The organism is Microcoleus sp. D3_18_C4 (assembly GCF_036702355.1).
Classification (GTDB): Bacteria; Cyanobacteriota; Cyanobacteriia; order Cyanobacteriales; family Microcoleaceae; genus Microcoleus.
The window spans coordinates 16,653-31,246 of record NZ_JAUBTF010000071.1 but is presented as its reverse complement, the minus strand read 5'-3'; the positions used below and the strand labels follow the sequence as shown (position 1 = coordinate 31,246).

General features: G+C 46.4%; 13 protein-coding genes and 1 pseudogene. 8 read left to right on the top strand and 6 right to left on the bottom strand.

What is annotated here, in order from left to right; translation table 11 throughout:
• Positions 1-191, bottom strand: a pseudogene (locus QUA90_RS25815) (IS4 family transposase); the annotation flags it as partial.
• 487 nt (positions 192-678) lie between these two features.
• Between QUA90_RS25815 and QUA90_RS25810 the strand changes: the two are divergent.
• From QUA90_RS25810 to QUA90_RS25795, 4 genes are all read left to right on the top strand, one after another.
• The gene (locus QUA90_RS25810) at positions 679-939 is read left to right on the top strand and encodes a sulfiredoxin (protein ID WP_333076422.1); all 261 of its coding nucleotides are present in this window, start codon (positions 679-681) and stop codon (positions 937-939) included.
• Positions 940-1,007: 68 nt separating this feature from the next.
• A complete protein-coding gene (gene dps / locus QUA90_RS25805) occupies positions 1,008-1,559 on the top strand; it encodes a DNA starvation/stationary phase protection protein Dps (RefSeq protein WP_333331545.1) in 552 nt (183 codons plus the stop codon).
• A 78-nt stretch (positions 1,560-1,637) separates the two neighbouring features.
• On the top strand, positions 1,638-2,342 hold the full coding sequence (locus QUA90_RS25800; RefSeq protein ID WP_333448287.1) for a helix-turn-helix domain-containing protein: 705 nt from the start codon (positions 1,638-1,640) through the stop codon (positions 2,340-2,342).
• 239 nt (positions 2,343-2,581) lie between these two features.
• Positions 2,582-2,908 (top strand): STAS domain-containing protein, encoded by a 327-nt coding sequence (locus tag QUA90_RS25795; RefSeq protein ID WP_041623653.1) that lies wholly within the window; start codon positions 2,582-2,584, stop codon positions 2,906-2,908.
• Between the two features lie 56 nt (positions 2,909-2,964).
• Here the strand turns inward: QUA90_RS25795 and QUA90_RS25790 are convergent, their stop codons facing one another.
• Entirely contained in the window at positions 2,965-4,101 is a 1,137-nt protein-coding gene (locus QUA90_RS25790; RefSeq protein ID WP_006632014.1) for a PP2C family protein-serine/threonine phosphatase, read from the bottom strand.
• A gap of 432 nt (positions 4,102-4,533) precedes the next feature.
• Here QUA90_RS25790 and QUA90_RS25785 point away from each other — a divergent pair, with 432 nt between their 5' ends.
• A complete protein-coding gene (locus QUA90_RS25785) occupies positions 4,534-5,052 on the top strand; it encodes an anti-sigma regulatory factor (RefSeq protein WP_333448286.1) in 519 nt (172 codons plus the stop codon).
• A 15-nt stretch (positions 5,053-5,067) separates the two neighbouring features.
• Here QUA90_RS25785 and QUA90_RS25780 read toward each other — a convergent pair whose 3' ends face one another.
• Together QUA90_RS25780 and QUA90_RS25775 are read right to left on the bottom strand one after the other, a co-directional pair.
• Entirely contained in the window at positions 5,068-5,835 is a 768-nt protein-coding gene (locus tag QUA90_RS25780; protein WP_333331553.1) for a DUF1350 family protein, read from the bottom strand.
• Between the two features lie 575 nt (positions 5,836-6,410).
• A complete protein-coding gene (locus QUA90_RS25775; RefSeq protein WP_333331556.1) occupies positions 6,411-7,436 on the bottom strand; it encodes a glycosyltransferase family 2 protein in 1,026 nt (341 codons plus the stop codon).
• A 1,086-nt stretch (positions 7,437-8,522) separates the two neighbouring features.
• Here QUA90_RS25775 and ggt point away from each other — a divergent pair.
• The 3 genes from ggt (at position 8,523) to QUA90_RS25760 (ending at position 12,000) form a co-directional block, all read left to right on the top strand.
• Positions 8,523-10,250 (top strand): gamma-glutamyltransferase, encoded by a 1,728-nt coding sequence (gene ggt, locus QUA90_RS25770; RefSeq protein WP_333448285.1) that lies wholly within the window; start codon positions 8,523-8,525, stop codon positions 10,248-10,250.
• 533 nt (positions 10,251-10,783) lie between these two features.
• A complete protein-coding gene (locus QUA90_RS25765) occupies positions 10,784-11,662 on the top strand; it encodes a choice-of-anchor L family PEP-CTERM protein (protein ID WP_333448284.1) in 879 nt (292 codons plus the stop codon).
• A 191-nt stretch (positions 11,663-11,853) separates the two neighbouring features.
• Positions 11,854-12,000, top strand: a complete 147-nt coding sequence (locus QUA90_RS25760; protein WP_333448283.1) for a hypothetical protein — start codon at positions 11,854-11,856, stop codon at positions 11,998-12,000.
• A 349-nt stretch (positions 12,001-12,349) separates the two neighbouring features.
• On the opposite strand, the gene QUA90_RS25755 is transcribed toward QUA90_RS25760, so the two are convergent.
• Entirely contained in the window at positions 12,350-13,582 is a 1,233-nt protein-coding gene (locus QUA90_RS25755) for a pentapeptide repeat-containing protein (protein ID WP_333448282.1), read from the bottom strand.
• 108 nt (positions 13,583-13,690) lie between these two features.
• Complete coding sequence (locus QUA90_RS25750) at positions 13,691-14,539, bottom strand: alpha/beta hydrolase (RefSeq protein WP_333448281.1); 849 nt, start codon at positions 14,537-14,539, stop codon at positions 13,691-13,693.
• Between the last annotated feature and the right edge of the window lie 55 nt (positions 14,540-14,594).

Here is a 14,594-nt window from a genome sequence, read left to right as displayed (position 1 = left end):
GCCAGCATTCTTGTGAGTTCTGTCACTCCAGCTACGTCTCGCCACAGCAAGGTTAATACTGCTGCTACCATTAATGGGAAGTTGAGAATTCTCCCTCGTAAACCCAGTTGGCGGTAGTAATTTTCTTGTGAGGTGATGGCTGGTGTTAGTAATGCAGATAGTTGCGAAGCGATTACCTCTTCTTCTACCATTGGCCTGTGAGTTTTTTTGGCGTGGTCACGGTTGGTTTTTTGACTCTTGACCATATTTGCTGACCTACACAATCGCTCAATTATTTGTCAATTCTATCAGTTGATAATACCAACGCCTGCAATTCTCATGCGACTCCGGCGCTGCCGTGCGCTTGCGGTGCAACTATTATTGATCGCCTGCAACTAGAGCGAGTGAACAACTTATTGATAATGATAATCGCTGGTGGTGGAGAGTCCGCCGTCGGCGGACTCTCCACTCTTACTCCCTTGTTTGATTATCATTATTATTCAATTATATTTCTACACAAAGGGGTATTGACAAAATCTACTCTTTTCTAACTTGTTACCAATGTCCATCCCCCGACACTACAGCAAACGGTCGATCGCACGCCCCTGTTCTCCCCATCTCAAAATTTCCTGACATTTTTCTTGCCAAGTCGAAGTCATTACGAGTATGATTTAACAAGAAGCAAAAAAGAGAGCCGCCATGAGGATCGAAGAAATACCCCTCAACCAGATTCGCCGCCCCCTGCCACGAGTCAACGACCAAACCAAAGTCGCCGCCCTTATGGAATCCATCCGCGAGGTAGGTTTAAACGAACCCATCGACGTGCTAGAAGTAGATGGTCAGTATTACGGATTTTCCGGCTGCCACCGCTACGAAGCTTGCCAGCGTCTCGGTTTAGAAACAATCCGCTGTAATGTACGCCGAGCTCCCCGTGCCGTGTTGCAAATGCACTTAGCCTGAGCCTCTCAATAGAAATTCACGATAGGCAAACATTCGATCGACAATCACTAATAACAAGCTAAAAACCTATGACTACCAACAATCACAAACAACATCTTTACCCCACCCGCATCGATATGTCAGCCGCCACCCGCTCTCAAGTAGTCGGGCTGCTCAACGCCACGCTGGCAACGACTCTGGACTTAAAAACTCAAGTCAAGCAAGCTCACTGGAACGTCAAAGGCATGGACTTCTACCAGTTGCACTTGCTGTTTGACGAAATGGCAACAGAACTCGAAGAATACGTTGATACGGTTGCAGAACGAGTCACAGCTTTGGGCGGTTTGGCTGTAGGAACAGCCCGCACAGCCGCCGCAGATTCGATTTTGCCAGAATTTCCTTTCGACATTTTAGACGGCAAAGAATATGTGACGGCTTTGGCCGATCGCTACGCACCCTACGCCCAACACCTGCGAGTCGCCATCGACAAAGCAGGCGAACTCGGCGATGCCGATACAGCGGATCTCTACACTGAAATTTCGCGGACAATTGACAAGCGTTTGTGGTTCCTAGAAGCGCATTTGCAAGGTTCTGCGACAACTGCAACAGCCACCGCCCGCGAAAAAGTAGCCGTCAAATAGCAAGCTTTCAATAATTGAACTTGCATCGGCATCAATTGCGAAACTCTTGTGGGGCGGGCCCAACAGCCCGCCCCAAAAATGTATTTCGTTAAGGCTCGTGACAGTTTACGATCGAGAATATGTCCATTTATTAATTTGGATGAGTTTTTCGTGACTGCCAATATTCCAGATTATGCTCCTCAAATGCAACGCCTGATGGAACAGGCGGGGCTTTCGAGCGATCGAGAACTCAGCAAAAAAGCAGGAGTTTCCGAGATCCAGCTAAGTCGCCTGCGTCGCGGTTTAGCTTTGCAAACCCGAGCCGACATCCTGCTCAAAATCAGTCAAGCTTTACAAATTTCCTTAACCGAACTGCTCGCAACCTTGGCGCCAAACTATGTAGAGTTAGAACCGGCACCACCGACAGCCCTAGAACAAGAATATCAGCGCCTGCAAGCTTCGATCGAACAGCAGCGAGAATCTTTGATGCAGGAATTCCAGCTATCTAGCGTGCAAATTTTAGAATCTTGGATGTTGCAGTGGCCGACTGCTGCGAGCAAAGCTCAGGAAAATCACAACTTGCGGGCTCAGAAACTACTGCCCTTGCTGCGGCCAGTCGAGCAGTTATTGGAGCATTGGGGAGTGGAGTCGATCGCCCCAGTCGGAGCCGAGATTCCCTACAACCCCCAACAGCATCAGCTCATGGAAGGAACAGCCGAACCCGGAGAACCCGTCAAAGTCCGCTACACAGGGTACAGACAAGGCGACAAACTGCTCTACCGCGCCAAAGTTAGCCGAGTTTAATTAATACCAGAAGGCCTTCGGCAGAACCAAGATTGTCCCTATCTCAAAATTCACTCCCGGCGAAGCGCTGCGACTGCGATCGGCGTTACGATCCGCGACGAGGAGCATCTTTTGCACTCAAAACTATTCTCCCGCTTTCAGGCTTTGGCGCTTTCCCCCTCTCTTATTTGGATCGGAGTCCATCTCGCAGCTATACTAGCCTAGTCTGGCTAGAAATTCTGACATTCCCACCGCAAAATATGAGTCCTGTAGTTAAAATTATTCAGCCCTCTGGCATTTTAGACGGCACCAAAGCAAGTCAATTCCGCCAAGAGATTAGCGACCTAGTGGAAGCGGGAGCAGATGTGGTATTGATAGACTTCACTGATGTGACATTTATGGATAGTTCTGGTTTGGGCGCTTTAGTCTTGGCGCTCAAAACAGTCCGGGCCGCTGGGAGTCAATTAGTTGTCTGTTCTATCAACGAGCAAATCCGCATCTTATTTGAACTCACCAGCATGGATCGAGTTTTCGAGATATTTCAGACCCGCGATGCTTTTAATAGCAAAATTCTCTCAACTAACTAAATCTTTGGGCTGCTGCCTTTTTGCTATTTGGTCACAGATGCACTGCAAGAAGTCAGCTAGCCAAAGTTTACCTTGAGTAAAGACCAATCATCATCAAAAACTGCTTTAGCGTTCAACTTTTGAATGTAGTTCAAAACCAGCTCTAACTGGTCGGCACTTGCACCGTTGTAAGCTGCTAACAAATCTACGAAAGGGTCAAGCCCCCAGATATTGCCGTCAGGTTGGTGGATCTCGTATACCCCGTCGCTAAAGATGTAGAGAGTGCTCAAATCCTCGACATCGCAGCAATTATCGACATAGGGGGCGTCGGGGAACATCCCGACCGGCATTCCGGGGGTTTTTAATCGCTGGATTTTAGCGGTGCTCGCAGGGGACTGGGAAATCAACACGGCCGGTGGATGGCCGGCGCTGGCATAAACTAGCTGGCGAGAAATGCGGTTGTAAACGCCATACCAGATGGTGAAATACTTGTCGTTTTGGTAGCTCATCTGGAAGGTGGTGTTGAGGGCGCGCAAAACGTCGCTGGGTTTGTAATAGTCTATGTTGGGGAGCGTGCGCGATCGCAGCAAATTCAGCACGGCCACAGAAGGCAGCGCCGCCCGCAAACCGTGACCGGCTACGTCGAGCAAGTAAATCGCCAAATAATCGGCATCTAGCCAGTTGTAGTCGAAGCAATCTCCCCCCAACTGCCGGGAGGGAATGAATTTTGCTTCGATGCTGAAAGGTTCCGTCATCGGATCTGGCAGCAGTGATTGTACGTACTCGGCGGCCTCGGCTAACTCTGCTTCCAGACTTTGCTTGGCTATTTTCAAATCTCGGCTGAGTTGGTGCAGCCTCAATCCCGCGCGTACTCTCGCCTGTAATTCGTTGAGTTCGATCGGCTTCGAGATAAAATCGTCGGCACCGGCGTCGAGGCCTTTGACTCGATCGGCGATCGAACCCAAAGAAGTCAACAAAAAGAATTGTGTAGTTGACAGATCCGGATCTGCCTTAACTCGACGGCAGACATCGATGCCGGTCAAGCGCGGCATGATCCAATCGCAAATTATCAGGGCCGGACGCAATTTTTGCGCCTGGGCTACACCGTCTTCGCCATTGCTTGCTACTGTTACTTCGTAACCCTGTTTTTTCAGGGTTCTTCTCAGCAGTTCTTGAACAGCCGTATCGTCGTCTATAACCAGAATTTGAAACATGGGCACTTAGGTACTACAAGTTTTTCAAGGTCTGGGGGTCATTTAAAATATATCCTGTCAGCGCCCTTGTCTGAGATTGAGTATAGTTGATTGACATCGCTTTCGAGGTAATTGCTTTTGAGGGCGGGTCGTTGAGTTCAATTTACGTTAAAATTTGATAGAAATTTGGCGCGATCGAACTTCACTCAGTTTATACTCAGAATATAAATTTTTATAGACTTTTATTTGCCACAGGCGCTGGTTGACACGGAAGTGCTATTTATGGTATGGTGACTAACCGATTAGTGGATTAGACATCGATCGACGGCCCACCAAAGCTAGTATCCTCAAACAACCATTCAATTTTGCCGCCGTTATACTTTGTCTCGTGGTATTTTATCTGGTTGTATTTTGTCTCGTTGTATTTTGCCCACCGGCCGATGAAGAACTTGTGTGGTGAGCGTGATTGAATTAAAGGGTTCCGAAAAGTTGCCGATGCTAAAAAAAGCTGATCTTCAAGTCAATACAGGTCTGAATGGATTAAGCTGGGTTTTGTCGTGGTTTGGACAATTGTACGACTCGCGAATTCCTACAAGTGTGTGGATACGGTGTCAGTTGGCTTTGGCTGAGGGCTTTACGAATGCGGTGCGTCACGCCCACAAGGGCAAACCAGCGGATTTGCCTGTTGACATTCAGGTGGCGGTGTTCGCTGAATCTTTAGAGATTAAAATTTGGGACTCCGGCGATCCGTTTGATTTAGAGAAAAAAATCAAAGATATTTCGGAAAAAGTCGATATTCACTCTCCGGGCGGGCGGGGTCTAAAATTGATTAAAGACATCGCAGACAGTATTAGTTACGAAAGAACGGCTGATGGACGGAACTGTTTGTCGATGGTCAAAAATTATACTCCTGTCTCAAGGCAGAACAATGAAGATGATATTTTGGAAGTGGTAGAGGAAATTTCTGATTAATGGGTTCATCGGGTTTTAAACGCGGGACAGAGGATTAAGCCACAGCAGAATTGTCCGTTTTAATTCATTTAATTCTCGATACACTTCTTGTTTCACCCATTGCCCGATCGCGTCGAAGGGTGTAAAAATTTGACCTACAGGCCAGCTAACATCTTGACCCAAGGGCGTTTGATGGTTGCCCGCTAGAGTCTGAACGGTAATCATGTCGGGAAATCGTGCTTTTAGCAGTTTGGTCAAAAGCAGGGTTTGGTCGATGTTGTCGCCGTTAAATTTAACTAAAAGATTGCGCCGAATTTGATAGCTATCTTGGACGAGGCGATTAGTCTCTTGCGGGGAAGGGGTAAACTCGACGTTAAAGACAGGGGAAATTTGCTCGACGATCGGGATTGCTTCTGATGCCGCATAATTGTTGAACGAAATCAGAATATTGCCTGCCCTTTCTATGTCAAACACAGAACCGATCAGGAGGTGGAGTTTGCATCCCATGCTGTGTCCCATGCCGTAGATGGGGAGATAGGAAGATTTGAGCAATTTAGTGGCGCGCAGGCGATCGAGGGCATTTTCAAATTTGTTGAGGACATCGCGGGCGATCGCAATATGATCTAAAGTATTAACAAACGGCGTTGCTACTACAACATATCCTTGATTCCCCAAAGCTTCTAACAGCCAGCGATAGGTGAGTTGGGGTGCTGTCGCCACAAAGGCACCGCCGAGAAAATGTACGATCGCGATCGGTCTTGAAGGAATTAATACCCAGTTGCCAGAAATTTCTTGCCAGTCCATAAATTCAATCTAATTCCAAATAAAAAGGCGATCATCCTCTGAAGGTAAAAGGCAGAATGTTTTATAAATTTTTCCTTTTATTTTATGCCTCAAAAAGGGGTTTGCTACCCATTTTTTAATTCCAAAAACTTTCCTTTTTACTTATACATTATTTATTCTAACTGTTGTGGGGGCAAATAGCACGGCTGGCGATCGCTGCTATTAGCGCCTTGTATAGGCTTGAAGCTAGTGGCAGAATAAATCAAGACTGACATCCGATCGCGCAAAAATTTTTATATTGTCTTCCACCGCACGGCTGCAAGCCGCTGTAGCTGGTATTGCGGGTAATTGACCTGACAGAATATTCACAGTCAAATACGGATCAAGACCCCAACATCGCGTATTAATCAGCCCCTGGGCGATCGGCTTCGATTCGGCTTGATTGGCAGCACCAAATTTCTTGCCTAAACCCGCATATAGAAGTTGTCAATAAAGTGAGGTATGCCCTATGCCCTATTCCCTATGCCCTATTCTCTATATCAAGCGTGCACCTCATGTTACTGAGAAAGGCTATACAACTATAACATCCTTTAGGCTCAACCCCCGATTTCAGACGATCGCTGGGGGTTTAATTCTGCCGAATGACCAATACCTTCTGCCGTTTGATGACTCAACTTTTCGTGAGTTTTCATCCATTTCCACTTGTGGACAGTAGCTTGAGGATTGAGCACTGTGGTAGCCACGCCGTAAACAATAGTCGGCAAAACCTCCCGATTTAACCAACTTTGTCCCACCTTTCTCATGTAGTGCAGTGCCAAAACTTCTCGAAATTTGTTAAGCCTTTGCAAAAGCGGCAAATTCTTAAAACATAACTCTTCGTACTCCTGGAGTGATAACTCTTTTTCTCCCCGCAAGCGCCGCAGTTGGTTTTCCTTGACACAATCAGAAGCTATGCGCTTCTTCAGCCAGTGTTTATCTGTGAGAGAGTTCTCTCTAATTCGATAATTTCCCAAAGGTTCTGTCGCCGCTAGCAAGCCATACTTTTGAGCAAGTTTAGTAAATAACTCTGTATCTTCTCCTACCTGCCAATCTTCTGCAAAGCCGCCTTCTTGGAGTAGAATAGAGCGATAGACTACAACAGAAGACGGGAAAACCCAAGGACTTTCGCCTGTCTCCTTAATCGCCTGCATTTCTGCTTTAGTTGTAGGATAGGTGGGAATGTAACTCAACTTGTTGCCGCGCTTGTCTAAATATCGCAAAGCGTGAGCCACAGCTTTGACTTCGGGATTGTCTGCGAGCATCTTCAAACAAACTTCTAACTTATTGGGTTCCCAGGTATCGTCGCTATCGATAAACGCTACATACTCGCCTGTGGCGCGATATATCATTAAATTTCTCGACTTAGAAACCCCGTAATTTTGGGGATTTCTGAAGTATTGAATTCTCGAATCTTGCTCGACCAGCTTAGCAGCTACTTTGTCAGTAGCGTCAGTAGAGCAGTCATCAACAATTAAAATTTCTAGATTCTTGTGGGTACCATTGAGTACGGAGGCAACTGTCTCGGCCAGAGTGTCGGCAGCATTGAATGCAGGAATGATTACACTTATTTTTTGGCTATTCATAACTTGCATTAAGGTGTGGTTTGGTAGTTGTTCACCGAAGTATAGTATCGAAGCCGACACTCTGACTCATTTACGTGCAAGTACCTGTAGTCAGAAAACTTGCCTACATACTGCCAATATAACAGGTTTACCAACGTGAGTGTTATCTACCATAAGGAGGGGACGGCCCTTAGCAGGCGGAGTGCAGACTATTATTTGGCGGGCAATTTTTCGGACACAAAGGCGACGGCTGCTATGGATTGAGGGTTTTGTCCGGGGACTGGAGTTGTCCTAAATTCGATCGCATCTTTTTGCTTTAATACGACTTACCAAGAAAAACCCGACCTCACCCAAAATTATTGGTTTGATAACTATATAGCTACTAAAAAATTGCATTCATGACTCAGTTCGATTCCGGTTAATTGCTAATCATAATTTTTTTATTGCGCCAAAACGGGGAATGAGGAATTTGAAACTTTCCTCCAAACCTAATTACAATTATTTGATAAATTTTTATATCAATAGTCAGTAAAACATGGTTTACTGATTAACCAAAAGTCAAAAAGATTACCAAAAAAAGCTATAATAAGTCTGTTCCAGCAATCGTAAATAATTTGTAAATTTCTTACTGCCTCCCTTGGTAAAGTTGGGGTGGGTAAAAAAATACGACTCATTTTGAATTACTCTATGTGTTGCCTTACCCTAGCCATCACCTAAAATACTGATTGTTTTGCTGTTGCTTAATCAGGCTAGGAAACAAAAATAATTGGAAAATTCAGAAGCTTTGTGAAGCAGGGTTTATATGATTTGCATCTTGAGTTTTTCCTACCGTAAATCAGCAACACCGTTCTTCTGAGTTTATCAGCTTTTTTGAAATCGGTATTTTATCAAAAAAGCTGCTTTTTCAAACTTGTTTAATTATTAAATTGCCACCGTCTGTCCCTGATTTTTCTCTTCCTCTTGTACCGTGAGCGCCTCCCAGGGTCAAATCGTTTTTCCGTCTGCCATAACAGGTAATTTATCTGCGATTGAACTTAGTACCGCTAGGTTTTAGGGAAGATGCTCCTAAAAGTATACTATAAAAAATCCTCGCCTCACGCGTAAAAAATGTTGCCCAATTTCTTGAGCAAAGTGCGAATTTATACTTGTTGCCTAACAGTCTTGGTGTTGGGTGGCTGCCAGCAACAGCTACAGCCAACCTTGCAGCAGCAGCGCAGCCAACAGGGGATGGCAGTTTCGGCTCACCCTCTGGCGAGCGCTGCGGGGCTGGCCCTGCTGCAACAGGGCGGCAATGCAGTGGATGCGGCGGCTGCTACGGCTTTGGCGATTTCGGTGGTGGAGCCTTTTTCGGCGGGTATCGGTGGCGGGGGTTTTTTACTGCTGCGGCGGGCGGAAACGGGGACTGTGCAAGCGCTGGATTTCCGGGAACGAGCTCCGAAACGGGCGACGCGGGATATGTACCTCGACAAGCAAGGCAAGGTGCGCCAAAGGGCAAGTCTGGACGGGCATTTGGCGGCGGGTATTCCGGGTACTGTTGCTGGACTTTATACGGTGCACCGCGAGTACGGTAAGTTGCCTTGGGCCCAGGTGGTGGCGCCGGCGATCGCCCTGGCTGAAAAAGGCTTTCCGGTAAGTTCGCGCTTTACCACGGCTACCGGGCGACGACAGGATGTGCTCAAAAAAAACCGGGCGGCGCTGGAGGTTTTTACTCGTGGTGGCATTTTATACCAGCCGGGTGAGCTTTTGGTGCAGCGGGATTTGGCGCGGACTTTGCGGCAGATTGCACAAAATCCGCAGAGTTTTTATACCGGGGACATTGCGCGGGCGATCGCCGCCGACATGGCTAAAAACGGCGGTATTATCACTCTGGAAGATTTGAAAAACTATACGCCGATTTGGCGGAATCCGGTTTGTGGCAACTTTCGCACTTATGAAATTTGCGCGATGTCGCCTCCTTCTTCCGGCGGCGTTCATTTGTTGCAAATCTTAAATATTTTGGGAGATACGGATCTCAAGAGTTTGGGAAGGCAAAGTCCAGATACTTTGCACTTGCTGGCGGAGAGCATGAGGATTGCTTATGCTGACCGGGCTGAGTATCTGGGAGACCCGGATTTTGTGAGTGTACCGGTCAAAGCTTTGACTAGCAGCAATTATGCCAAATTGAGACGATCGCAAATCCAAATGTCAAAAGCCCGACCCTCCAGCGAGGTAAAGGCTGTTGACGCTGAAACTTTGAACCGTCTCCTGTGGGAGTCTCCGGAAACTACGCACCTTACGGTAGTTGACAAAGAGCGCAATGTAGTAAGCTTGACATTTACGGTGAATGGCGGTTTTGGGGCTGGAGTCGTGGCCGCGGGTACGGGAATTTTGCTCAACAACGAGATGGATGATTTTGCAGCGGCGCCGGGAGTGCCGAATTTGTTTGGTTTGGTGGGCGGGGAGGCAAATTCGATCGCCCCGGGCAAAACTCCTTTATCGAGCATGACGCCGGTCATCGTGACAGAAAATGGCAAATTTCGCCTCGCTGCGGGAGCTCCCGGAGGCAGCACGATTATTACCACGGTGCTGCAAATTGTGCTGAACGTATTGGTTCACGACATGAATGTCGGCGATGCTGTGTCTGCACCTCGGATACACCACCAGTGGCAGCCCGATCGACTGAGGGTGGAACGGGGAGGTTTTGAGGCTGCGACGCTTTCGGAGTTGCGGCGGCGGGGACACCCGATTGTCGAAGGTGACGGCTGGGGAAACGCTAATGCGATCGTCCTGACTGCAGACGGTTGGTTGGAAGGGGCTGCCGATCGGCGCGGGGAAGGAGAAGCAAGGGGGTTTTAGTCATCAGTCAGTCGATTAGAGATTTTAGAGGGGGGCGAGACTTTGGCGACTCGACGATTTTAGATTTACTCCACAGATGAATCTGGGATGTTGAACTCGGATCAAAAATTTTGAGCTCTCTACGACAGGAATCGGGGGCTTCTATGGTTTTTTTGGGCGAAGTCATCTTTCATAAGTCATTAGCTATTAGTCATTAGCTATTAGTCATTAGCTATTAGTCATTAGCTATTAGTCATTAGCTATTAGTCATTAGTCATTTTGGAGAGCGCCAACGGTATCAAAACCCGGTTTTTTTCGTCTCCAGTGCGTAACTCCTGAAATTATTAGTCTGTGTAAGTGTATTTTTGCATCCGTATTTTTGCGCTGAGGTTTAGAGGCTGACTAATTGCCAAGAACTACCCAAAAAATAAGCCCCAAAAAACGTATATACACTTATGTGTAAAGTTATTGTAAAGGCACTAGACATTGATACTTATATAATGTAAAAATGAAGTTGTGCATTGGATCAGGTTTGTATCTTCCAGGAAAAATTTATGATAATTACTCACAAAATTGCTGGCTTAACAGCTACATTAACTACTGCTCTGAGTTTGTTGGCAGCGCCAGCAATGGCATTTTCGGTAGGGGCAACTAATAACACTGAGACTTTAAAAAATAATTTATTGGGGACTAATACAGCCGGGTTGAGTAATTTCTCTGTTTCAATTACGGGTAATTCGGCTGCTTTTGGTACTTTCACTAATGACCCCTTCGGTTTGACATCAGGTGTTGTTATGAGCACTGGTAGAGTCGCCGATATACCGGGTCAGAATCGCAAAGATAACTTCACGACACAGGACAGCGATTTAAGCACGGACTTTGGTCCTAAGGGTGAACAGGGCGATCTGACTCAGCTAAACCTCAGCTTTTTTGCTAATAGCACGGTTGAAAAGTTGTTCTTTCAATATGTATTTGCTTCTGAGGAGTTTCCTGAGTTCGGCGGTTCTAAATATAATGACGATTTTGAACTGCTGCTGAACGGCACTAATTTGGCAAAATTGAGCGACGGAAAAACAGTTACGATTAATAATCTGGTTCCAGATCCATATAATCGCTCTAAAGATCACCCCGACTATATTAACAACCCAAGTTTGACAGGTATTGCTGCTAACATCGTTAAGCTGGACGGTTTTACTAAAGTTTTAGGTTTTGAGGGTTTGCTCAAGAAAAATCAGACGAATGTTCTCAGTATCCGCATTAAAGATGTGGGCGATGGCAAGTTAGATTCTGCTGTATTTATTAAAGGCGGTTCTGTGGAGACGGTTCCACCTGAGCCGGTTCCCGAACCGATGACTGTGGGGGGTTTGATGGCGGGAGGCGCTATGCTGGCTGCTGGACGAAAGTTACGCAATCGCCGTGGTGGAAGTAATTAATAAGGGAAGGCAGTTCGGCAACGGATTATGTAACGGATGTAACGGATAAAAGGAAGAAGGAAGTTCGGCAACGGATTATGTAACGGATGTAACGGATGTCAGTCCGATGCAAGTCGGAATAAGGGAGAAGGAAGAAGGAACAAGGAAGTTCGGCAACGGATTATGTAACGGATGTAACGGATGTCAGTCCGATGCAAGTCGGAATAAGGGAGAAGGAAGAAGGAACAAGGAAGAAGGAACAAGGAAGAAGGAACAAGGAAGAAGGAACAAGGAAGAAGGAACAAGGAAGAAGGAACAAGGAAAAAACAGAACAGGAACCATTTTGGCGGTTGCTGTAATATGAATCTCGATTAGCCCTGTTGGAGACAGAAAGGGGGTTTGATGAACGACCAAACCTCGTTGCAGTTGTTGAACCGGGTAAAAAAACTCGGTTTGTACGATCGCGATCGCGTAATATCATATCAAGTAATTTAACCATTATGGGTACGCAGCGAGGAATGCAAGTCCTCATACAATTCTGACGACGAATGCCCTCACTACGAACCAATTTTATGGCGGTTGTTCTAGCGGACAGAATATAAGTTTTTCTCCCAAATTCGCAAAGGGCGGATTTTTTTGTATTAGGAATTGCAGCAAATATTGCGGGTAAAACCCGCGTCTACAACCACTGACTAAAAACTAAATAATTTAGCTATGAACAGTACCGTCGGGTAAGATTGTACCTGTTAATGTAGTCCGGGTAAGTTTGACCATAACTCGATCGCCGTAACCGATTTTCGCTCCTGTTAAGTCAGCACCGCTCAAGTCAGCACCGCTCAAATCGGCTCCGATTAAGTTGGTTTCTCTCAAGTTGGCATTGATCAAACAAGCTCCTAACAAATTAGCCCGGAACAAGTTAGCTTGGTGCAAATTCGCGCCTGTGAGATTGACGTTGTGTAGAAAAGCATCGCTTAAGTCGGCTTCACTCAGGTTTGCATTGCTCAAGTTTCTCCCTGAAAAATCCTTTTCTTTTAAGGAAGCTCCTTTGAAGTTGGAACCGCTCAAATCGGGAGCTTGCGGCCCAGCTTGGCGGTAAGACTGAGATGGCGGCGGCTGCGATTGGTAGCGGGACGCCTCTGAATACGGCCCTGCAGGGTTTCCCCCATAGTTTCCCGCATAATTTCCAGGATATTTTCCTGAAGAGGGTTCAGAAGAGTAGCGAGGTTCTTTTGAGTTTGCCGGCGGTGGCTGGGTGTTTTGGTGCTGGGTGTTTGGATACTGAGTATTTCTGTACTGAGTGTTTTGGTACTGAGTATTGGGTTGCTGAGTGTTGTGGTACTGAGTATTGGGTTGCTGAGTGTTTTGGTACTGAGTGTTTTGGTACTGAGTATTGGGTTGCTGAGCGCTTTGTTGCTGGGTAGTTTGTTGCTGAGTGTTTCTGTACTGAGCGTTTTGTTGCTGGGTATTTTGTTGCTGAGTGTTTCTATACTGAGTGCTTTGTTGCTGGGTATTTTGTTGCTGAGTGTTTCTGTACTGAGCGCTTTGCTGCTGGGTATTTTGTTGCTGAGTATTTCTGTACTGAGCGTTTTGTTGCTGAGTATTTTGTTGCTGAGTGTTTCTGTACTGAGCGTTTTGTTGCTGGGTGTTTTGGTGCTGGGTATGTTTGTGCTGGGCGTTTTGGTGCTGGGTGTGTTTGTGCTGAGTATGTTTGTGCTGAACGTTCTGATTCTGACCTCTTGGTTGAATCGATCGCAATTGTTCGCGAGCTTGATTAATTTCCTTAATCTTTTCTTCAGCTTTCTGTAGTAGTCTGGGATTGTCTTTGGGGATGCGATCGGGGTGCCAAATGAACGCTAAATCCTTGTAGGCTTGGCTAATTTCTTCTCTGGAAGCTCCCGGCAACAGTCCCAGCACTTTATAGTATTGGTCGAGGTCGTTCATTGTACCACCTTTCGCTTTAAGAAATTAGGAATTAAAAATTAAGATCGGAGCAAAAGCTGTTCTCAAAGCTTGCGTGTCCGATCGTACATTAGATGAACAATAACTCAGCTAAGCCGCTGCTGGCAAAAAGTCTCGAATTCGCTGCAAGTATGTTGCGGCATCCTCCAGCATCGGAAAGTGAGCCGTATTCGGAATTATAACAAATTCTACTTTTTTGCTGAGGGAGGCTGCTTGCTCTCCCATGACGGCGGGGATAATTTGGTCGAATTCTCCGGCCACAAGCAGTGTGGGAACACTCAGCCGCGCAAATTCTTGGGGCATTTCCTCGGCGGCTCTTTTGCTGACTGCCGTCACCATTGTACCTATAGCAGCTTGCTCGTCTGCCATTAAAAAATCCTTGAGAAACGCCAGACTGACCTCTGTGGGCAGGGAACGGCGCAAAAACCGGGCCATAAATAGCCGATCGGCAAAGGGGATGGATGCCAACCAAGAGGGTCTAAATTTTACCACATAGCCACCGAATTTGTGAAAAGTTGTAAAAGATTTTTCGTCGTATTCAAAAATCCCGCTGCAAGTGAGAATTGCTTTTTCTACTTTTTCGGGGTAAAGGTTGAGAAATAAAGTAGCAATTGATGCACCTGTGGAGTGAGCATTGAGAAAGACGCGGCTTAAATTCAGAGATTCTAATAATTCAGCTAAGTCGCGGGCGTAGGTTTCGAGTTCGTAGCTGGACTCAGGAGGCTCTTTTGGCAAAGGCGATCGACCAAAACCTCTCATATCGTACAGCAAACAATCAAAATCATCAGCAATAGCCCGTGCCGTGCTTTCCCAGTAGCGCGCCGATCCCGCCCAGCCGTGGAGAAATACCATCACGGGTTTGCCGCTGGGTTGGGTACTGTTATCTGCAGTTATCCACTCGTAATAATGTTCTACACCGCGAATTGAAATGAAAGACATGATATTGATTTAGGATTCTTAGATTTGAGATTTTAGATTTTAACTCATAATTGTT